Origin of the sequence: Pseudomonas sp. Z3-8 (assembly GCF_051131975.1) — a bacterium.
In the GTDB taxonomy this organism is placed as follows: domain Bacteria; phylum Pseudomonadota; class Gammaproteobacteria; order Pseudomonadales; family Pseudomonadaceae; genus Aquipseudomonas.
Window position 1 is genome coordinate 831631 of sequence record NZ_CP071643.1, and the last position, 20617, is coordinate 852247.

The 20617-nt window shown below is 64.2% G+C and carries 21 protein-coding genes; 12 read left to right on the plus strand and 9 right to left on the minus strand.

Annotated elements, in window-relative coordinates; all coding sequences use genetic code 11:
- Positions 1–51 precede the first annotated feature (51 nt).
- Positions 52–4365, minus strand: coding sequence for a DEAD/DEAH box helicase (locus tag J3P94_RS03900; RefSeq protein WP_434571508.1), 4314 nt, complete (start codon positions 4363–4365; stop codon positions 52–54).
- A gap of 295 nt (positions 4366–4660) precedes the next feature.
- On the opposite strand from J3P94_RS03900, the gene J3P94_RS03905 reads away from it, so the two are divergent.
- Positions 4661–5545, plus strand: a complete 885-nt coding sequence (locus J3P94_RS03905; RefSeq protein ID WP_434571510.1) for a sugar nucleotide-binding protein — start codon at positions 4661–4663, stop codon at positions 5543–5545.
- A complete protein-coding gene (locus J3P94_RS03910; protein ID WP_434571512.1) occupies positions 5538–6467 on the plus strand; it encodes an NAD-dependent epimerase/dehydratase family protein in 930 nt (309 codons plus the stop codon). The genes J3P94_RS03905 and J3P94_RS03910 overlap by 8 nt, the downstream gene beginning before the upstream one ends.
- Positions 6468–6604: 137 nt before the next feature.
- Here J3P94_RS03910 and J3P94_RS03915 read toward each other — a convergent pair whose 3' ends face one another.
- The 5 genes from J3P94_RS03915 to J3P94_RS03935 all read right to left on the minus strand — a co-directional run bounded on the left by J3P94_RS03915 (position 6605) and on the right by J3P94_RS03935 (position 10756).
- Positions 6605–7303, minus strand: a complete 699-nt coding sequence (locus J3P94_RS03915) for an OmpW/AlkL family protein (RefSeq protein ID WP_434571514.1) — start codon at positions 7301–7303, stop codon at positions 6605–6607.
- A 229-nt stretch (positions 7304–7532) separates the two neighbouring features.
- Positions 7533–8051 carry a DUF3299 domain-containing protein gene (locus J3P94_RS03920; RefSeq protein WP_434571515.1) on the minus strand — a complete coding sequence of 173 codons (519 nt, stop codon included), beginning with the start codon at positions 8049–8051 and terminating at the stop codon, positions 7533–7535.
- An 11-nt stretch (positions 8052–8062) separates the two neighbouring features.
- Positions 8063–9328 carry an ABC transporter permease gene (locus tag J3P94_RS03925; RefSeq protein ID WP_434571517.1) on the minus strand — a complete coding sequence of 422 codons (1266 nt, stop codon included), beginning with the start codon at positions 9326–9328 and terminating at the stop codon, positions 8063–8065.
- Position 9329: 1 nt separating this feature from the next.
- The gene (locus J3P94_RS03930) at positions 9330–10040 is read right to left on the minus strand and encodes an ABC transporter ATP-binding protein (RefSeq protein ID WP_434571519.1); all 711 of its coding nucleotides are present in this window, start codon (positions 10038–10040) and stop codon (positions 9330–9332) included.
- Positions 10041–10177: 137 nt separating this feature from the next.
- Entirely contained in the window at positions 10178–10756 is a 579-nt protein-coding gene (locus tag J3P94_RS03935) for a DUF2796 domain-containing protein (protein WP_434571521.1), read from the minus strand.
- 120 nt (positions 10757–10876) lie between these two features.
- On the opposite strand from J3P94_RS03935, the gene J3P94_RS03940 reads away from it, so the two are divergent.
- On the plus strand, positions 10877–11224 hold the full coding sequence (locus J3P94_RS03940) for a hypothetical protein (protein ID WP_434571522.1): 348 nt from the start codon (positions 10877–10879) through the stop codon (positions 11222–11224).
- Here the strand turns inward: J3P94_RS03940 and trxA are convergent.
- The 3 genes from trxA to J3P94_RS03955 form a co-directional block, all read right to left on the minus strand.
- Positions 11218–12090, minus strand: a complete 873-nt coding sequence (gene trxA / locus J3P94_RS03945) for a thioredoxin (RefSeq protein WP_434571523.1) — start codon at positions 12088–12090, stop codon at positions 11218–11220. The genes J3P94_RS03940 and trxA overlap by 7 nt on opposite strands.
- A gap of 180 nt (positions 12091–12270) precedes the next feature.
- Entirely contained in the window at positions 12271–12930 is a 660-nt protein-coding gene (locus tag J3P94_RS03950) for a class I SAM-dependent methyltransferase (protein ID WP_434571524.1), read from the minus strand.
- Positions 12927–13391 carry a YbaY family lipoprotein gene (locus tag J3P94_RS03955; RefSeq protein ID WP_305498477.1) on the minus strand — a complete coding sequence of 155 codons (465 nt, stop codon included), beginning with the start codon at positions 13389–13391 and terminating at the stop codon, positions 12927–12929. Before J3P94_RS03955 ends, J3P94_RS03950 begins: the two co-directional genes overlap by 4 nt.
- A 127-nt stretch (positions 13392–13518) precedes the next feature.
- Here J3P94_RS03955 and nrdR point away from each other — a divergent pair, with 127 nt between their 5' ends.
- From nrdR to J3P94_RS04000, 9 genes are all read left to right on the plus strand, one after another.
- Complete coding sequence (gene nrdR, locus J3P94_RS03960) at positions 13519–13983, plus strand: transcriptional regulator NrdR (protein ID WP_013694316.1); 465 nt, start codon at positions 13519–13521, stop codon at positions 13981–13983.
- Positions 13980–15113 carry a bifunctional diaminohydroxyphosphoribosylaminopyrimidine deaminase/5-amino-6-(5-phosphoribosylamino)uracil reductase RibD gene (gene ribD, locus J3P94_RS03965; RefSeq protein WP_434571526.1) on the plus strand — a complete coding sequence of 378 codons (1134 nt, stop codon included), beginning with the start codon at positions 13980–13982 and terminating at the stop codon, positions 15111–15113. The genes nrdR and ribD overlap by 4 nt, the downstream gene beginning before the upstream one ends.
- 46 nt (positions 15114–15159) lie before the next feature.
- The gene (locus J3P94_RS03970) at positions 15160–15822 is read left to right on the plus strand and encodes a riboflavin synthase (protein ID WP_123343996.1); all 663 of its coding nucleotides are present in this window, start codon (positions 15160–15162) and stop codon (positions 15820–15822) included.
- 16 nt (positions 15823–15838) lie between these two features.
- Positions 15839–16930: a bifunctional 3,4-dihydroxy-2-butanone-4-phosphate synthase/GTP cyclohydrolase II gene (gene ribBA, locus J3P94_RS03975; RefSeq protein ID WP_305498480.1), complete on the plus strand. Its 1092-nt coding sequence runs from the start codon at positions 15839–15841 to the stop codon at positions 16928–16930.
- 248 nt (positions 16931–17178) lie between these two features.
- Positions 17179–17655 carry a 6,7-dimethyl-8-ribityllumazine synthase gene (gene ribH, locus J3P94_RS03980; RefSeq protein ID WP_039594266.1) on the plus strand — a complete coding sequence of 159 codons (477 nt, stop codon included), beginning with the start codon at positions 17179–17181 and terminating at the stop codon, positions 17653–17655.
- The gene (nusB, locus tag J3P94_RS03985; protein ID WP_305498485.1) at positions 17652–18152 is read left to right on the plus strand and encodes a transcription antitermination factor NusB; all 501 of its coding nucleotides are present in this window, start codon (positions 17652–17654) and stop codon (positions 18150–18152) included. Before ribH ends, nusB begins: the two co-directional genes overlap by 4 nt.
- 174 nt (positions 18153–18326) lie before the next feature.
- The gene (gene thiL, locus J3P94_RS03990) at positions 18327–19289 is read left to right on the plus strand and encodes a thiamine-phosphate kinase (RefSeq protein WP_434571530.1); all 963 of its coding nucleotides are present in this window, start codon (positions 18327–18329) and stop codon (positions 19287–19289) included.
- Positions 19286–19789: a phosphatidylglycerophosphatase A family protein gene (locus J3P94_RS03995; protein WP_030140455.1), complete on the plus strand. Its 504-nt coding sequence runs from the start codon at positions 19286–19288 to the stop codon at positions 19787–19789. The genes thiL and J3P94_RS03995 overlap by 4 nt, the downstream gene beginning before the upstream one ends.
- Before the next feature lie 11 nt (positions 19790–19800).
- Entirely contained in the window at positions 19801–20559 is a 759-nt protein-coding gene (locus J3P94_RS04000; protein WP_434571532.1) for a substrate-binding periplasmic protein, read from the plus strand.
- Positions 20560–20617: the final 58 nt, after the last annotated feature.

The window sequence follows — 20617 nt, forward strand, 5'->3', positions numbered from 1 at the left end:
GGTAAACCTGTGGGAGCGAGCCTGCTCGCGAAGGGGCCCGCCCAGACACCCTCAACTTTTCTGGATGAGCTTGCTCCTGGCCTCAGCCATCCCTTGAGCATCCAGCTCCACCCAGAACTGCGGCTTGCCGGCAATCAGCGCCGCCACCGGCAACCCATCGCGATACACCAGTCGATTACTCGCCAGCGCCGGCACTTTCGCCCCCGGCAGCAAGGTCCCGGCGAGGTTCAGCGGATCCACCCCGCACACCGCGATCAGGCTGCCATCGCTGGGACGGCGCCGCGTTTCGCGCAGCAGGGGAATGGCTTCGGGCAAGGCAAATTGCTCGCCGGCCAGCCCGCTGACAAACCGCCCGCCGCGAATCTCGCCGCGTGCCTCCAGGCGATGGAAGGTGCGCAGCAACTCGCGCCAGCTCGGCAGCCAATCGGCCTCGCGCTCCAGCAGACGCCAGAACACCACGCCGTAACGGCGCAGCAGGGTCATGGCGATGTGTTCCAAGGTCTCGGGCGCAGTCGGCGCTGGCCGCTTACCCGGTTGCGCAGCAGGCGAACTGCGGCGCAACAAGGCCCAGCGCCCGGCGTCGTCCATGCCGCCGACAAATGCTCCACGTCCGCGCCGGCTGCTGCGGGCCTGGCGTTTGCTGGCGGGAGTGATCAAGGCTCGCAGCCCGGCGAAGCTGTCGGCGTTCACCAGCCCGGCGCCCACCAATTCCTGCAAGGCGCTTTCCAGTTCGCTGCGCAGCAGATGGGCTTCGTGCAGCAACTCATCGAAAAACAATGCGCCGTGCTCGCTGAGGGCCTGGTGGACTTTTTGCGTCCTCGGCGACAACTCGTCGAGCGGCGTCTGCTCGGCCAGGCTGCTCCAGAGCCCGACCTGGCGGCGCGGCAGCAAGACGATCGGCGTGCTGCGCAAGGCGCTGGCGGACAGCTTCTGGCGGGCGCTCAGGCGCGTCCAGACAAACTTGCCGCTGCGACACAGTTCGTCGAGCCAGCTCGCTGAATAATCCTTGATCCGCGCCGGCAGCAGGTCGCTGTCCCAGGCCGAGGCGGCCGCCGGATAACCTTCGAACTGGCTGACGATCGACGGCAGCACGGCGCTGCCCCGGCCTTGGGTGGATGGCGACAGGTGCTGCCAGTCGAAGAGAAACCGCATGAAATCCTGCAGCGTCACCGGCTCGATTTCCCGGCGCAGGCGCTTGACGGTGTAGCGGTGGATCCGTGCCAGCAGGTGCCGCTCGCACCATTCTTCCTGCCCGGTGCCCGGCGTGAACCGACCGCGCAGCACATACCCTTGTTGCTCCAGTTGGGCCAGGGCCTGGGTCGCTTGCGCGGGTGACAACCCCAGCGGATAGGCGATCGCCGTCAGCGGCTGCGGGCCGAAGGCGCTGAGTCGCGCCCGCAGGACCTCGACCACGGCGTCGTCGCTGTCCCACTGCTCATCAAACCCCGGCAGTGGCGTCAGCGGCGGCTGCCATCGGGCCTGTGGATAAATTGCTTGCAGGCACGTCAGCCGTTCCAGCGGTACCCACAAACCACGTTCCTCGCTGATCCGCACATGGCTGGCGCGACCGTGCTCGGCCAGGGTCCGCAAGCCCTCCAGCCACGACGGCTCGGCGTCGGCTTCGCTGTCGGCGATGCACGCCAGGCTCATCAGCGCTTCATGGATTTCATCGATATTGCTCGGCGTCGGCCAGGCCTCTTCCCGCACCGCCTGAATAGCATCGGCGTCCAGCGCGCCGAGGTCATCGGTGGATTGCGGATCGCTCCAGCGGCGATTGATAACCGCTTGGGTGCGGCGTTCTTCCAGGGGCGCGTCGTCGAGAAAGGTATAGGGCCGGGCACTGAGAATTTCCGCCGCCAGGGGCGAGGGCGCCGGCAGGTCGCGGCTGACCAGGCGGATCTCGCCCGCTTCCATGCGTCGCAACAGGGCCAGCCAGCCTTCGCTGTCCATGGCTTCGTGCAGGCAATCGTCGAGAGTCTGTTCCACCAGCGGGTGGTCGGGAATCTCTCGCTCGCCGGCCAGATTTTCCAGGCACGCGATCTGATCGGGAAAAACGCTGGCGATCAGGTCTTCGCTCTTCATGCGCTGGATCTGCGGCGCGACCTTGCGCCCACCGGCGTAACGCGGCAACGCCAGGGCCACGCCGGCGTTCCAGCGCCAGCGCACCCCGAACAACGGCGCATCCAGCACCGCCTGGATCAGGATCTGTTCGGCGCTGTGGCTGTTGAGGTAACGCCAGACCTCGTCCAGCTCGAAGCTGTGGCTGGTGGATAACGAGAGCACGATGGCGTCTTCGCTGGCGGCGGCCTGCAATTCGAAATTGAACGTGCGGCAAAAACGCTTGCGCAGGGCCAGGCCCCAGGCACGGTTGATGCGGCTGCCGAACGGCGTGTGGATGATCAGTTGCGTACCGCCGGATTCGTCGAAAAAGCGCTCCATCAGCAGCGTGTCCTGGGACGGCAGGGCGCCGAAGGCCAGGCGCGCCGGGGCGAGGTAATCGAGCAGTTGCTCGGCGCTGGCGAGGTTCAGTTGCAGGGTCCCGGTCAGCCAGTCGAGGGCCGGTTGCAGATTGCCCGGTGTGGCGCCGAGCAATTCATCCAGGCGGGCTTGCAGGCGGGCCACGGCCTCGGACAACTCGGCGCTGCGCCCCGGGGCTTCGCCGAGCCAGAACGGGATGGTCGGCGGTTGGCCCTGGGCGTCCTCGACCCGCACGCGGCCACTTTCGACGCGGATGATCCGGTACGAGGTATTGCCCAACTGGAACACGTCGCCGGCAATGCTCTCGACCGCGAAGTCTTCGTTGACGCTGCCGATGTTAAGGCCCTGGGGTTCGAGCAGCACGCTGTAGTCGGCGTTGTCCGGAATCGTGCCGCCGCTGGTCACGGCGGTGAGCTTGCTGCCTCGGCGCCCGCGCAAGGTCCGACTGACCGCGTCGCGATGCAGGTACGCGCTGCGCACACCCTGGCGGCCATTGACGCCCTCGGCGAGCATCTGCAACAGCGCCTGGTAATGGCCTTCGTCGAGTTCGGCGTAGGGCGAGGCACGGCGGAACATCTCCAGCAATGCCTGTTCGTGCCATTCCTGGCAACTGACCTCGGCGACGATCTGCTGCGCCAGTACATCCAGCGGCGCCTCGGGGATGTGCAGGATGTCCAGCTCGCCACGGCGCACGCAGTCGAGCAGGGCGACGCACTCGATCAGGTCATCGCGAGTGGTGGCAAACAGACGCCCCTTTGGCGTGCCGCCGACCTGGTGGCCGGAGCGTCCGACCCTTTGCAGGAACGCCGAGATCGAACGGGGCGAGGCGATCTGGCAGACCAGGTCGACATCGCCGATATCGATGCCCAGCTCCAGGGACGCGGTGGCGATCAATACCTGCAGTTCGCCGCGCTTGAGGCGTTGTTCGGCGTCGAGGCGAAACTCCTTGGCCAGGCTGCCGTGATGGGCCGCCACCGCCTCCTTGCCCAGGCGCTCGCTCAAATGCCGGCTAAGGCGCTCGGCCAGGCGCCGGGTATTGACGAACACCAGCGTGGTCCGATGTTGCCGGGCCAGTTCGGCGAGCCGGTTGTAGACCAATTCCCAGACATCGTTGGCCATCACCGCCGAAAGCGGCACGGGCGGCACTTCGATGTCCAGGTCCCGTGGGCGGGCGTGGCCGATGTCGACGATTTCACAGGTGCGTCCCTGGCCGACTAGAAAGCGCGACACCGCTTCGATGGGTTTTTGCGTGGCGGACAGTCCGATGCGCGCCAGCGGTTCGGCGCACAGCGCTTGCAGTCGCTCCAGGCTCAAGGCCAGGTGGCTGCCGCGTTTGCTCGCGGCGATGGCGTGGATTTCATCAATGATTACCGTGCGCGTGCTGGCGAGCATCTGCCGGCCGGAATCGGAACCGAGCAGCACGTAGAGCGATTCGGGCGTGGTCACCAGAATGTGCGGCGCGGTCTTGCGCATCGCCGTGCGATCTTTTTGCGGTGTGTCGCCGGTGCGCACCGCCGTGGTGATGGGCAACGGCGGCAAGCCCATTCGTTGCAACTGCTCGGTGATGCCGGCCAGGGGATTTTGCAGATTGATGCGGATATCGTTGCTCAACGCCTTGAGCGGCGAGACGTAGACCACCAGGGTCTGGTCCGGCAGACCGCCTTGCTCCAGGCCGCGATGCACCAGGTCATCGAGCACCGCGAGAAACGCCGTCAAGGTCTTGCCCGAGCCGGTGGGCGCCGCGACCAGCACCGAACGCCGTTGGCTGATCAACGGCCACGCCCGGGCCTGGGCGGCGGTGACCGCCGGGAATGTCTGGCTGAACCAGGCGCGAACGGCGGGGTGAAAGCCTGCCATGGCGTGGTCGGCTGCAAGGGGCAGATTCATGAGGGGCAGTTTAGGCGGGTGGGGTGGGTAGGATGCAAGTACCGTCCGGGATCTCTATTGCCTGCCAGGGCCCCTTCGCGAGCAGGCTCGCTCCCACAAGGATTGCATGCGCACTTGAGATCCCCTGTGGGAGCGAGCCTGCTCGCGAAGGGGTCCTTGAAGTCCACCAGACCCACGATCTGCACATTACGGATGACGGTTGCGCACTAAACCCGCAAAATGCAACGATTCCGACCACGCCCACGGGCGTTGTCGACCAAAATTCTTGTGCCAACAGACTGGGCCTGCTGACTTTATGCGAATGCGCCTTATGTTACTGGGCGGCGGAAATGCCCTTGGGCAGGCGCTGATTCGCCTCGGTGCAGAAGAAGACATCGGTTTTCTTGCCCCCCGCCCACCCGAAGATGGCTGGGATGCCGCGAGCCTGACGCAGTTGCTCGACGACACCCGGCCGGACGCCTTGATCAACCTGGCGTACTACTTCGACTGGTTCCAGGCCGAGACCGTCAGCGAGCAGCGCCTGGCGAGCCAGGAGCGGGCGGTCGAGCGCCTGGCCGAGTTGTGCCAGCATCACAACATCGTCCTGGTGCAACCGTCGAGTTACCGTGTATTCGACGGCTCGCGCGCCACCGCCTACAGCGAAAAAGACGAGCCGGTGCCCCTGGGCTTGCGTGGCCAGGCACTGTGGCGCATCGAGCAAAGCGTGCGCGCCACCTGTCCGCAGCATGTGCTGCTGCGGTTTGGCTGGCTGCTGGACGACAGCGCCGATGGCATCCTCGGACGCTTCCTGGCCCGGGCCGAGCAGCCCGAAGAGCTGCTGCTGGCCGACGACCGCCGGGGTAATCCGACACCGGTTGACGATGCGGCGCGGGTGATCATTTCGGTGCTCAAGCAACTCGATTGCGCGGCGCCGCTGTGGGGCACGTACCATTACGCCGGACACGAGGCGACTACGCCGCTGGCGCTGGGCCAGGCAATTCTTACCGAAGCCCGCGCCCTGCACCCGCTGGCCATCGAGTCGCCCACGCCGCAGGCCCATGCCGCGCGGCCGGACGCCGCCGAAGAACCGCAGCACGCGGTGCTGGCCTGCAAGAAAATTCTGCACACTTTCGGGATCAAGCCACGCGCCTGGCGCGCCGCACTCCCGGGCTTACTGGATAGGTTTTATCGCCATGGCTAAAGGCCCTGTTTTAATCACCGGCGGCGCCGGTTTCATCGGTTCGCACTTGACCGACGCGTTGCTCGCCAACGGCCATTCGGTCCGCATTCTCGATGACTTGTCCACCGGCAAGCGCAGCAACCTGCCGCTGGACAACCCGGCAGTCGAACTGATCGAAGGCGACGTCGCCGATGCGGCGCTGGTCGCCCGGGCCATGGCCGGGTGCAGCGCGGTGGCGCACCTGGCGGCGGTGGCCTCGGTGCAAGCCTCGGTGGACGACCCGGTACGCACCCACCAGAGCAATTTCATCGGCACCCTGAATGTCTGCGAGGCCATGCGCCAGGCGGGCGTGAAACGGGTGCTGTTCGCCTCCAGCGCCGCAGTCTATGGCAACAATGGCGAAGGCCAGTCCATCGACGAAGACACCTCCAAGGCTCCGCTTACGCCCTACGCTTCGGACAAGCTGGCGAGCGAGTTCTACCTCGACTTCTACCGGCGCCAGCACGATCTCGAGCCGGTGGTGTTCCGCTTCTTCAACATCTACGGTCCACGCCAGGATCCGTCCTCGCCGTACTCGGGGGTCATCAGCATTTTCAGCGAGCGGGCCCAGAAAGGCTTGCCGATCAGCGTGTTCGGCGACGGCGAGCAGACCCGGGATTTCGTCTACGTGGAAGACCTGGTACAGGTGCTGGTGCAGGCCATCGAGAAACCTGAAGTGCAAGCGGGCGCGGTGAATGTCGGCTGGAACCAGGCCACCACGCTCAAGCAGATGCTCCAGGCCTTGGCCGACGTGGTCGGGGATTTGCCCGCGATCAGCTACGGCCCGGCGCGCTCCGGCGACATTCGCCATTCGCGGGCTGATAACCGGCGGTTGCTGGAGCGTTTCGACTTGCCGGTGCAAACGCCGATGAGCGTGGGTCTGGCGCGGCTGCTCGGGCGCTGAGTTTTCACCAGCCCAAACACTGTGGGAGCGAGCCTGCTCGCGAAAGCGGCGGTTCAGTCAACATCCATCACCGACTGATCCACCGTCATCGCGAGCAAGCTCGCTCCCACAGGGGCTTTCATACCTTCAGGTTCGGCTCAGAACTTGTAACCCAACCCCACCATGTAGACGAATGGATCCACGTCCACGTCAACCTTGGCCCGCGTTCCGCCGGCCACCGCGTTGTTGTCGACATAGGCGGTGGTGTCGATGTCGATGTAGCGGACCTGGCCGTTGATCATGATGTTGTCCGTCAGCATGTAGTCGGCGCCGACTTGCCACGCCATGCCCCAGCTGTTGCTCGCCCGGAAGTTGCTGAAACCGTTGGCGCTGGCGTCGCTGCCGACGTGTTCGTCATAGATCCAGGTGTAGTTGATGCCGGCGCCGACGTAAGGCTGGAAGGCCGACTTGGCGTCGAGCGGGTAGTAGACCAGGCTCAGGGTCGGCGGCAAGTGCTTGAGTGTGCCGAGCTTGCCATTGGCCGCGCCCAGGGCGGTGCCTTTGATTTTCACGTCGTGCTCGAATGGCGAGGCCGCCAACAGCTCGATCCCCCAATTGTCGGTGAGCATGTAGGCGAAGTTCAGGCCCAACTGAGTGTCGCTGCTCATGGTCGCCTTGCCGCCCAGGTCGGCACCGGCCAGCGGGCCACGGTCGACCTTGACGCTGGAACTGTCGGCATCCGGATTGACGGTGATGGCGCCGGCGCGAACGATGATATCGCCGGCGGTATGGGCCTGGGCGAGTGGTGCCGCGAGCGCGAGGGCGACGAGGGAAGCGCTGAGCAGAGACTTTTGCATGGGGGCTCCGGAGAACATTCAAAAAGGATGTCCCATGTTACGAAGCCGTCTGGAGCGGTCTTTTGACTCAGCTCAATGAAAGTGTGATGAGTGGGTCTTGAGGCTTCGCGAGCAGGCTCGCTCCCACAGTGGATCGGCTGTGAACACGAATCTTGTGGCCGACGCTGAACCCTGTGGGAGCGAGCCTGCTCGCGAATGCTATTTCACTGGCAACCATCGGCTACCAGACTCACTCCGGCAGCTCATACACATAAATCTTCTGCGCCTCCATCTGATACCCGGCATCGGCCAGTTCACTGGTGGATGGCTTGACCTGCATCGGCCCTTCCACCCAGTACGGTTGATAAAGCTCGTCGAGCTTGACCCCGACTTCGCTTTTCACGTGCACGATCTGGTTCGACGGCGGAGGCGGCACGTGGATGCAGGCGCCGAAGTACGGCACCAGCAGGAAGTCGGTCGTGCGGCCCTCCTCGCTGACTTCCAGCGGCACGATATAACCCGGCAAGCGAATCTGCTGGCCGTCCAGAGCCTTGACCACCGGGGCGTTGGGCATGTCCTGCCGGGCCGCCGGAGCGGACTCGGCGGCCAGGGCGTCGCTCATTTTCGACAGGTCATGCAAGGGCGTCATGTTCGGCACTTCCGGCGGCGCGTCCGGCGGGATCATTTCCGACCAGGCCAGGTCTCTCGGCTCGGCCGCCCACAATGGCAGGCTGACCAGCATCAACAGCGCAAGCAGGGCGCGGGGCATTTTCAACGTCCTCATAAACGGATCGACAGGCCATCGGCCAGCGACTGGCGATAGGCGCGCCAGGCCGGCACGCTGCCCATCAGCAGGGCGGCGACCAGAATGCCAGCCAGCAGCGTCCATTCATACTCGCTCGGCCAGCCCAGGGGCAGATACAGGCCGTAGGCCGACTGCACGTAACCCTGGGCGACGGCGATGCCGATGTACAGCAAGGCCAGCCCGGAGGTGACTCCGGCCAAGGCCAGCGCAAAGGCTTCGAGCACCAGCAGCGTCGCGATGTGCCACGGCCGCGCGCCCACCGAGCGCAGGATTGCCATTTCCCGGCGGCGCTCGTTGAGGCTGGTGAGGATCGCCGTGAGCATGCCGATCAAGCCGGTCAGCACCACAAACAGTGAAATCACGAACAAGGCCTTTTCCGCCGTGCCCATCAGGCTCCACAACTCTTGCAGCGCCACACCGGGCAGGATCGCCAGCAGCGGCTCGCCACGGAATTCGTTGATTTCCCGTTGCAACGCAAAGGTGGAAATCTTGCTGTTGAGGCCAAGCATGAACGCGGTGATCGCCTTGGGCGTAAGGTCCATGTTGCGGGCCTGGTCAGCGCTGATGCGGCCGTTGCCCTGGGCCGGTACGCCATTTTTCCAATCGACATGGATCGCCTCCATGCCGCCCAGGCTGATGTGCAGCGTACGGTCTACCGGCGTGCCGGTGCGCTTGAGAATCCCGACCACGGTGAACGGTTTATCGTCGTGCTTGACCAGGCTGATGGCCGCCACGCCGTGGGCCAACACCAGCTTTTCCCCGAGTTTGTAATGCAGCGCCTCGGCCACTTCCGCGCCGAGCACCACTTCGAACGGATCGCTGGCGAATGCCCGGCCGTCCGCCAATTCCAGATGCTGCCGGCGACCGTACTGGTAATGCTCGAAGTAGGCCTCGGTGGTGCCCATCACTCGATAACCGCGATGGGAATCGCCAAGGGACATGGGGATCGCCCATTTCACTTTCGGATTGCTGGCGAACTGCTCGAAGCTGTCCCAGCGAATGTTATTGGTGGCGTTGCCGATGCGAAACACCGAGTACAACAGCAGGTTCACCGAACCGGAGCGAGCGCCGACAATCAGGTCGGTGCCGCTGATGGTGCTGGCGAAACTGGCCCGCGCCTCGGTACGCACGCGCTCCACGGCCAGCAGCAGGCAGACGGAGAGGGCAATGGCAAAAGCGGTGAGGATCGCCGTGAAGCGGCGGTTCGCCAGGCTGGCCATGGCTAGACGGAACAAATACATCTCAGACCTCGAGTGGCGTGGCGGCGCGATTGAGATCGGCCAGCGAGAGGTGGCGATCGAACAGCGGCGCCAGGCTCTGGTCGTGACTGACAAACAGCAGGCTCGAACCGGCTTCGCGGCATTCGGCGAAAAGCAGCCGCAGGAAGTTTTCCCGGGCGTCGTAATCCAGCGCCGAGGTCGGCTCGTCGGCAATCACCAGTTCCGGTTGGCCGATCAGCGCGCGGGCGGCGGCGACCCGTTGTTGCTGGCCGATGGACAATGAGTCGGCGCGGCGATCCAGCAGGCTCGAATCGCTCAGCCCGAGGTGAGCCAGCAGCGTGGCGGCGGCTTGATCGACGCTGCCATGGCGTTGCTTCGCCCGTTGCGCGCGCAATGTCGAGAAATGGCAGGGCAGCTCGACGTTTTCGCGCACCGAGAGAAATGGCAGCAGGTTGAACTGCTGGAAAATGTAGCCGGTATGGTCCACGCGAAAGCGGTCGCGGCGGCCGGCGCCCAGTTCGCTGAGCTCCTGGCCGAGCAGGCGGATGCTGCCGCGATCCGGTGTCTGCACACCGCCCAGCAGCCCCAGCAAGGTGGTCTTGCCGCTGCCGCTGGGGCCCTTGAGGAACAGGGTTTCACCGGCCTCCAGGCGAAACGCCGGGATATCCAGCAAGAGCGGATGCCCGGGCCAGCTGAAGCCCAGGTCGGACAGTTCGATGAGTGCTTGGGTCATGTTGCCGATTTCAAGGGTTATGGAGGCACCTGTGGGAGCGAGCTTGCTCGCGATAGCGATATGTCAGGCAACATCTTTGTTGGATGTGCTGGCCTCATCGCGAGCAAGCTCGCTCCCACAGTAGGTTTTCGGTGTGCTTAGAATTTCAGTGCCGGCGCCTTTGCCGTCACTTCAACACCTTGCTGACCGCTCGGGCTGATCAGTTGTACCTGAATTTTCTGGGTGGCCGGGAAGGTTTTGAACAGGGTCGCCAGGTCCAGGTTCTTCAAGTTGCCCGGAACCGCGCAGGTGAACTGGTAGTGGGCATGGATCTCGCTGTGCTCGTCGTGATGCTCGTCGCCGTCTTCATCGTGGTCTTCATGGTCCGGCTCATCGCCGAAAAGCGGGCTCTCCAGCTCCTGCTGGGCCACGGTGCACTTGGCCGCGGCCGGCAGGTTGAACAGCGCCAGGGGTTTTTCCAGCTGCGCCCGCACGGCGGCGACCTTGGCCTTGTCGGCATCGCTGGTGGCGGCGTGTTCGAAGCCGACCAGGTTCATCGCCGGGCTCTCCAGCTCCAGTTCCAGGGTCTGGCCGTCCAGCGCGGCGTTCAGCCGAGCGACGCCGTGTTCATGGGCGCCGAGGCTACCGTGCTCATGGTCGTGATCATGCTCGACGGCCGCGTGAGCGACAGCCAACGGCAGCAGGGCGAACGGCAAAGCGAGAAGCAGACGACGCATGACGAGTCTCCGAAAAGGTTATGTAATCTTATAACGAAAGTGCGCAGAGTTTGACCGTCTGCTTGGCGTCGCGCAAGGCCCATGGGAGCATGCGTAGATGAAATCTTCAGGAGCACGGTGATGTTGCGGATACGCGGAACCGTCGGCGAGTGGCCGGTGGACTTGACGATCGAGATGGATGAAGGCGACTGGGCGCAGCTCGGCGCGCAGTTGCAGGTGGCCAAGTCCGAGGTTGCGACGACACCGCCGGCCAGGCCGGCGAGTCAGGACGATGCCCAATGGCAGATCGCCAAGGAGTTGCTGCGCAAGGCCGGGCAATTGACCGGCCCGGACTTGCTGGAGCAGTTGGAAGGCCTGACCGGCAGCGCTTCGTCCGGCAAGCGGCTGTTGGTGCGTCTGCGCCACAGCGCCGAGGTCAAGGTCCTGAGCGGCGGGGATACGCCGCTCTACAGCTGGGTCGGTCAGTAAAGCGCGGCGAACAGCTTGCGGCGATAGGTCGTCACCAGCGGGTGATCATTGCCCAGCAGCTCGAACACTTGGAGCAAGGTCTTGTGTGGCAGGCCTTCGCTGTAGCTGCGATTGCGGATGAACAGCTTGAGCAGCGCATCGAGGGCGGGTTCGTACTGCTGGCGCGCCAGTTGCTGGATCGCCAGTTGATACACCGCTTCATCATCTTGTGGGTCTTTCGCCAGGCGCGCCTTCAGGTCGGCGGCGTCCGGCAGGTCCTTGGCCAGGCCGAGGAACTGGATCTGCGCCTTGGCACCGGCCAGGGCGGCCTTGTGTTCGTCACTTTTCACGGCATCCAGAACTGTCTGCGCTTCGTCCAGCTCGCCGCGCTCGGTCAGGCAGCGGGCATAGAGGATCAGCGCCTTGGCGTTGTTGTTGTCTTCCACCAGCAGTGCCTTGAGCAGGGCTTCGGCGTCGGCGAAACGACCGTCGTCGAACAGCGCCTGGGCTTGTTCCAGCGGATCGGCGGCGGCTGGCGGCGGCATCTGCACATGGGGTTCGAGCATCGCCCGCACCGCCGATTCCGGCTGGGCACCGGCAAAGCCGTCGACCGGCTGGCCGTCCTTGAACAGCACAACGGTGGGCAGGCTGCGAATGCCGAAGCGGGCGACGATGTCCTGCTCGATGTCGCAGTTGACCTTGGCCAGCAGCAGTTCACCCTGGTAGCTCTCGGCGATGTCTTGCAGCATCGGCATCAGCGCCTTGCACGGCGCACACCACTCGGCCCAGAAATCCACCAGCACCGGTTTGTGGAAGGAGTTGGCGATTACCGACTGGTCGAAATCGGCAGTGGTGGCGTCGAAGATGTAGGGCGTGTCCTGGGTCATGGGAAGTCTCGTAGAACGCTTGAATGGGGCAACTATACGGCTTGGTGGGGGATGGCTGAAAGCGGGGTGGCTTTGAGAGGTGTATTGATTGGCCGGGCCCCATCGCGAGCAAGCTCGCTCCCACAAGGGATCTCAAGCGATCATGCGACCTCTGTGGGAGCGAGCTTGCTCGCGATGCTTTTAGGGCCGGCGCCGCGCGTGGTACAGGCTCACATGCCGAAACTCCTCCGGCTCGGCCAGGTCCGGCAAGGTCATGGCTTCGAGCATCTCAATACGGCGATACAGCGGATGCTGGAAATCGCGCACCCGGGAGTCCGCCACCAGCGCCTCGCGGCCACGGCTGAGGAACTGGTCGAGCAACGGCAGGTTGGCCCGGTCATAAAGCACATCGGCGACCAGGATCAGGTCGAAGCGATCGGCTTCGGCGAAAAAGTCCGCTGAATACTTCAGCTCTACGCCGTTGAGCAAGGCGTTGGCCCGTGACGCGGCAAGCGCCAACGGATCCAGGTCGCAGGCCACCACTTCGCGCGCCCCGGCCTTGATCGCCGCGATACCCGCCACGCCGGAGCCGGCGCCAAAATCCAGTACCCGCTTGCCCTCGACCCACTGCGGGTGTTCGGCCAGGTAGCGGGCCAGCGCCAGGCCGCTGGCCCAGCAGAAACTCCAGTAAGGCGGTTCGTGGAGGATGCGGCGGGTTTCCTCCGGGCTGAAGGCGCGGTCCATGTTCTCGCCGTCGATCAGCCACAACGCCAGGTCGGTGCCGGGTAGCGCACAGGACGCCAGGCGCGCATCGCCCAGCAGCTCGACCAAGGCATCTTGCAGCTGTTGCGGTGCCTTCATGGAGCTTTGACGAATTGCAGGACGCCCAGCGCCTGGGTGGTCGGTTGCGTGATGCGTTGTTCCGGCAGATGCAGGATCAGTTGGCCGGACTGGCTGGCGCGGCCGCGCAACTCAACACGGGCGCCGACCGGGAATGCTTCCGGATTGAAGCGCAGGCGGAACGGCAGCGCCTGGTTGGTGCCGATCAGGCTGGAGCTGGCGAGCAGTTGTTGCGGGCGGTCCTTGTCATCGATCACCAGTAGCGCCAGTTCGACCTCGGCGCCGGCCGGCACGCCTTGCAGGGTGCCGCTCAATTCGCGCTGATGAGCCGGCAGCGGGCCAAGCTCGGTGGCCTGCCGGGCCTTTTCCTGGGCCTGTTTCGGCGCTGGGGCCGGGGCGGGGGCAGCGGGCTTGGGGGCGTCGCTGCTGCACGCCATCAGCAGGCTGAAGAGACTGAGCAAAACGAGCGATCGTAGCGGCATGGGTGGCTCCAGCAAGGTGAATTCCGTGGGTCTTACAATAGGCCCGTCTGTATACCGTAAACCCTATGGCTTGTCTTGCCAGTGGGATGCGCTACCATGGCCCTCCCTTTTTTTGTTGCCTGCCACCATGCACTGTCCCTTCTGCGGTGCCAACGACACCAAAGTCATCGACTCGCGACTGGTCGCCGAGGGCGAACAGGTCCGCCGCCGCCGCGAATGCCTGGCCTGCGGCGAGCGTTTCACGACGTTCGAGACCGCTGAACTGGTGTTGCCGCGCCTGATCAAGACCGACGGCAGCCGCCAGCCGTTCGATGAAGAAAAACTGCGCGCCGGCATGCAGCGCGCCCTGGAAAAACGCCCGGTGAGCGTCGAGCGCCTGGAAGCGGCGCTGGTGCACATCAAGCACAAGCTGCGCGCGACCGGCGAGCGTGAGGTCAAGTCCCTCGTCGTCGGCGAGTTGGTCATGGCCGAACTGCAAAAGCTCGATGAAGTGGCCTATATCCGCTTCGCCTCGGTGTACCGGCGTTTCCAGGACCTCAACGAGTTCCGCGAGGAAATCGACCGCCTGGCCCGCGAACCGGTGAAAGAATGACCGGCGCGGCGCAGCAGGCCGTCCTCGACGCCCAGTACATGGCCCGCGCCCTGGAACTGGCGCGGCGCGGTCACTACAGCACCCACCCCAACCCCCGGGTCGGTTGCGTGATCGTGCGCGACGGGCTGGTGGTCGGCGAAGGCTGGCACATCCGCGCGGGCGAACCCCATGCCGAAGTCCATGCCCTGCGCGCCGCCGCTGACAAAGCCCGGGGCGCGACGGCCTACGTGACCCTCGAACCTTGCAGCCACCATGGGCGCACGCCGCCCTGCGCCGATGCGCTGGTCAATGCCGGCGTGGCGCGGGTGGTCGCGGCAATGCAAGACCCCAATCCGGAAGTCGCCGGGCGCGGCCTCCAACGTCTCGCCCAGGCCGGCATCGCCACACAAAGCGGCGTGCTCGAAGGCGAAGCGCGCAAGCTCAACGAAGGTTTTCTCAAGCGCATGGAGCACGGCCTGCCGTTCGTGCGGGTCAAGCTTGCCATGAGCCTGGATGGCCGCACCGCCATGGAAAGCGGCGAGAGCCAATGGATCACCGGCCCGGCCGCTCGCTCGGCGGTGCAACGCCTGCGCGCCCAGGCCAGCGTGGTGCTGACCGGCGCCGATACGGTGCTGGCGGACAACGCCCGGCTGACCGTGCGTGCCGATGAGCTTGGGCTGGACGCCGAGCAGACCGCGTTGGTCATGAGCCGTCCGGCGCTGCGGGTGCTGGTGGACGGTCGTCTGCGGGTGCCGCTGGATGCGCCGTTCTTCAGGGCCGGCCCGGCGCTTGTCGCTACCTGCATGGCGGTTGAGGAACAGTACGCCAACGGCCCTGAATGCATGATCGTCGCCGGGGAAGACGGCCAGGTCGATCTGCATCGCCTGCTGCTGGAGCTGGCGGCCCGTGGCGTCAATGAAGTGCTGGTGGAAGCCGGCCCGCGCCTGGCGGGTGCTTTCGCCCGGCAGGGGTTGGTCGACGAATTCCAGATTTTCATCGCCGGCAAGTTCCTCGGATCCACGGCGCGGCCATTGCTCGATTGGCCGCTGGCGCAGATGAAAGACGCGCCGCAGCTTCAAATCACCGACATTCGCGCCGTGGGCGATGACTGGCGAGTCATCGCCGTCCCCGCTCCGCAGGCCAGCGTATAATTCCCGGCTTTCGCGCAAGCGACGGTCCGTTCTCGAGGAGGACTCCATGTTTACCGGCATCATCGAATCCATCGGCAGCATCCGTGCACTCACTCCCAAGGGCGGCGATGTACGGGTCCACGTCGAAACCGGCAAGCTCGACCTGAGCGACGTCAAGCTGGGCGACAGCATCGCCGTGAACGGCGTCTGCCTGACCGCCGTGGAACTGCCGGGCAATGGTTTCCTGGCGGACGTCAGCCGGGAAACCCTCGACTGCACCGCGATGAACGACCTCAAGAGCGGTAGCCCGGTCAACCTGGAAAAAGCCCTGACCCCGACTACCCGCCTGGGCGGGCACCTGGTCAGCGGTCATGTCGATGGCGTCGGTGAAGTGGTGTCGCGCAGCGATAACGCCCGGGCCGTGGAGTTTCGTATCCGCGCTCCGAAAGAACTCGCCAAGTACATCGCCCACAAGGGCTCGATCACGGTCGACGGCACCAGCCTGACCGTCAACGCGGTGGATGGTGCCGAATTCCTGCTGACGATCATCCCGCACACGCTGAGCGAAACCATCATGGCCTCGTACCGGCCTGGTCGCCGGGTCAACCTTGAGGTCGACCTGCTGGCCCGTTACCTGGAGCGCCTGCTGCTGGGCGACAAGGCTGCCGAACCTGCGGCCGGTAACATCACTGAAAGCTTTCTGGCCGCCAACGGCTACCTCAAATCCTGACCCAAGGGGGTGCCGCGTGGCGCTCAATAGCATCGAAGAACTGGTTGAAGACATCCGCCAAGGCAAGATGGTCATCCTCATGGATGACGAAGACCGCGAGAACGAAGGCGACCTGATCATGGCCGCCGAATGCTGCAAGGCCGAACACATCAACTTCATGGCCAAGCACGCCCGTGGCCTGATCTGCATGCCGATGACCCGCGAGCGCTGCGAGCTGCTGAAGCTGCCGTTGATGGCGCCACGCAACGGTTCCGGGTTCGGCACCAAGTTCACCGTGTCCATCGAGGCCGCCGAGGGCGTGACCACCGGTATCTCCGCCGCGGACCGGGCGCGTACCGTGCAGGCCGCTGCGGCCGCCGACGCCAGGGCCGAAGACATCGTCAGCCCCGGTCACATCTTCCCGCTGATGGCCCAGGCCGGCGGCACCCTGGCCCGCGCCGGCCACACCGAAGCGGCGTGCGACCTTGCGCGTATGGCCGGTTTCGAGCCCGCCGGCGTCATCTGCGAAGTGATGAACGACGATGGCACCATGTCCCGTCGCGCCGAGCTTGAGGCTTTCGCTGCCGAGCACGACATCAAGATCGGCACCATTGCCGATCTGATCCACTACCGGATGATCCACGAGCGTACCGTTCAGCGGATTGCCGAGCAGCCGCTGGACAGCGAACTGGGCCAGTTCAACCTCGTGACCTACCGCGATTCGGTGGAAGGCGACGTGCACATGGCGCTGACCCTGGGGACCGTGTGCGCCGAAGAACCGACTCTGGTTCGCGTGCACAACATGGACCCACTGCGTGACCTGCTGATGGTCAAGCAGCCGGGCCGCTGGAGCCTGCGCGCGGCCATGGCCGCGGTGGCCGAGGCCGGCAGCGGCGTGGTGCTGTTGCTCGGGCATCCGCTCGATGGCGACGTGCTGCTGGCGCACATTCGCGAAACCACCGAACATCAACCGGTGAAAAAACCGACCACCTACAGCATCGTCGGTGCCGGTTCGCAGATCCTGCGCGACCTGGGCGTACGCAAAATGCGCCTGATGAGCGCACCGATGAAATTTAATGCGATATCCGGTTTCGATCTGGAAGTTGTAGAATACGTGCCCTCCGAATAATGGCCTGCGGATTCCGGCATTATTGTTCACTTAAGGCTTGTTAGATTCATCTGTGGCGAGGGAGCTTGCTCCCGCTGGGCTGCGTAGCGGCCCTGTTATGGGCGCTGCGCACCCAAGCGGGAGCAAGCTCCCTCGCCACAGAAGACGTGCAAGTGAACGAGATGACGGATCCACGGCGCTGTATTCGAGACTAATATCACTGAGGAGCACGTATAGAACGTGCTCCGGCTCTTTAAGAGAACTGACGAATGACCCTGAAGACCATCGAAGGTACCTTCATCGCCCCCAAGGGCCGCTACGCGCTGGTAGTCGGCCGTTTCAACAGCTTTGTGGTTGAGAGCCTGGTCGACGGTGCGGTCGATGCCCTGGTTCGCCATGGCGTGAGCGAAGGCGACATCACCATTATCCGTGCCCCTGGCGCCTTCGAAATTCCGCTGGTAGCGCAGAAAGTCGCTCAAAAGGGCGAATTTGCGGCGATCATCGCCCTCGGCGCGGTCATTCGTGGCGGTACTCCACACTTCGAATACGTGGCTGGCGAATGCACCAAGGGCCTGGCCCAGGTGTCCATGGAATTCGGCGTACCGGTTGCCTTCGGCGTGCTGACCGTTGATTCCATCGAACAAGCCATCGAACGTTCCGGCACCAAGGCCGGCAACAAAGGTGCCGAAGCTGCCCTGTCCGCCCTGGAAATGGTCAGCCTGCTGGCGCAGTTGGAGGCCAAGTGATTAGCGACGAAAGCGATCGTTTCAATCCGCGCGAGCCAAAACCGGCCGACGCCGGCAAGCCTTCGAAGAGCGTCAAGCGCCGCGAAGCCCGTCAGCTCGCAACCCAGGCCCTGTACCAGTGGCACATGGCGAAGCAGTCGCTGAACGAGATCGAAGCGCAGTTTCGCGTTGATAACGACTTCAGCGATGTCGATGGCGCGTATTTCCGCGAGATCCTGCATGGCGTCCCGGCCCACAAGACCGAAATCGATACGGCCCTGGCACCTTGCCTGGACCTGACGATCGATGAACTGGACCCGGTCGAGCTGGCCGTGTTGCGCCTGTCCACCTGGGAGCTGATGCAGCGTGTCGACGTACCTTACCGCGTGGTGATCAACGAAGGGATCGAGCTGGCGAAAGTCTTCGGTTCCACCGATGGCCACAAGTTCGTCAACGGCGTACTCGACAAGCTCGCCCCGCGTCTGCGTGAAGCCGAAGTGAAGGCGTTCAAGCGCTGATTGGCGCTTGAACGTGTCCTGTCTCGCCAATGCGTTCATTTTTTGTCGAGTGGCTGTTGGTGCCAGACAAGGCGCCGCGACGAGTCATAGCCCGCTATGGCGAGGAGCGGCAACGCAGTATGGGGCCAATAGACGCCGACAAATATGAACAGCATTGGTGAGACAGGACACTTAATGGGCGAATTTGAGCTGATCCGTCACTACTTTGCCGCCGCTGCCTGTGCGCAGGGCGGCGAGGGCGTTGCGCTCGGAATCGGCGACGATTGCGCCCTGCTGGCCGTTCCTCCCGGGGAACAGCTCGCGGTATCCACCGACACGCTCGTGGCCGGTGTGCATTTTCCAGACCCTTGCGACCCGTTCCTGCTCGGCCAGCGCTCGCTGGCCGTGGCGGTCAGCGACCTGGCCGCCATGGGCGCCAGTCCTCTCGCTTTTACCCTTGCCCTGACCTTGCCGACGGTGACCGCCGATTGGCTGCAGGCGTATGCCCGTGGCTTGAACCAGATGGCCCAGGCCTGTGGTGTAGCACTGGTGGGGGGCGATACCACCCGCGGGCCGTTGAGCCTGACCATGACCGTGTTCGGCTGCGTGCCGTCCGGCCAGGCGCTGACCCGCAGCGGCGCGCAACCCGGCGATCTGCTTTGCGTCGGCGGTGACCTGGGCAACGCCGCTGGCGCGTTGCCGCTGGTTCTCGACGAGCGCAGCGCTGAGCCTGCTATCGCCGAGCCGCTGCTGGCGCATTACTGGTCGCCACAACCGCAGATCGGCCTTGGCCTGGCGCTACGGGGCAAGGCCAGCGCGGCGTTGGACATTTCCGATGGGCTGTTGGCGGATTGCGGGCATATCGCGCTGGCATCCGGCGTGGCGTTACGGGTTGAACGGGACCGGTTGCCGTTGTCCAACGCTCTGTTGGCGTTTGGCCTAAAGCAGGCACAACACGCCGCCCTGAGTGGCGGCGACGACTATGTGTTGCTGTTCACCCTGCCGCCGGTCCGATTGTCGGCACTTCTCGCCGAAGGCTGGCCGATTCATGTGGTCGGCAGTGTCACGGCGGGGCAGGGCGTCATGCTGGTCGACAGTCTTGGACAGGACATCACCCCGCCAATCCGGGGCTATCAACATTTTCGGGAGACACCGTGACAGATCATCCCAACCAGGTTCCGGCAGAATTCGTTCCGCCCTCGGTCTGGCGCAATCCCTGGCATTTCATGGCGTTTGGCTTCGGTTCGGGCACATTGCCCAAAGCGCCAGGCACATGGGGCTCGCTGGTTGCGCTACCCTTCATACCGTTGTGGCAGATGTTGCCGGATTGGGGCTACTGGCTGATGCTCGGCATCACCATGCTGTTCGGCTTCTGGCTGTGCGGCAAAGTGGCGGATGATTTGCGGGTGCACGACCATGAGGGCATCGTCTGGGACGAGATGGTCGGCATGTGGATTACCCTGTGGCTGGTACCGGAAGGCTGGTATTGGTTGTTGACGGGTTTCCTGGTGTTCCGCTTCTTCGATATCCTCAAGCCGTGGCCGATCCGCTGGATCGATCGGCATGTACACGGCGGGGTAGGCATCATGCTCGACGACGTATTGGCCGGCGTGTTCGCCTGGCTGGCAATGCAAGGGCTGGTGTGGTGTTTTACCTGAGGGAACCAGGCATGGGCGTAAGCCGCACACTGTTACTGTTGTTATGTCTCGGGGCGTTGCTCGGTGTTCGCGTGGCCGAGTCGGCGCCGTTGCCCGGCAAGATCCGCGCGGCCAGCGAGGAGTGGGCCGACTACACCCAGGCGGATGGCCAGGGCATGGCCTGGGATATCCTGCGCGAGGTGTTCGAACCCGAAGGCGTCAAGCTGGAAACCCGCAGCGTGCCTTACACCCGTTCGATCGGCCTGGTGCAGCGTGGCGAGGTCGACGTGCAGGTCGGTGCCTATCGCGACGAATCCGAGGGGGTGCTTTACCCCAGCTGGCACTACGACGTCGATCACATCTATGCGTTGGGCCTGGCGTCAAAGCCCTCTCCCACATTGGCCACGGTGGGTAATTACCGGCTGGTGTGGATGCGCGGGTACGAATACAACAACTACCTGCCGAACATCCGGCGTTTCAATGAAATCCACCGCTCCGTGGGGATCCTGCCGATGCTGATCCACGACCGTGCCGATTTTTATATCGATGCGTTGATGGAAATCCAGGATGTACTCGCCAAGGCCGACGACCCCCAGCAGTTCAAGCTCTCTGCGCTGATCAACCTGCCGCTGTACCTGGGCTTTGCCAACACCGAAAACGGACGTGCCTTGCGTGCACTGTTCGACCGGCGCATGGACGTGCTGGTGAAAAGCGGCCAATTGAAGCCGATTTTCGAACGTTGGAAGCAGCCCTATCCCTTCGACGAGAGTGGCAAGCCACCAAAGCCGTGATCAAACTTTTCGATGGTAATGGTTGATAATTCAGCCTAAGCGTCTGTCGGATCGTGCT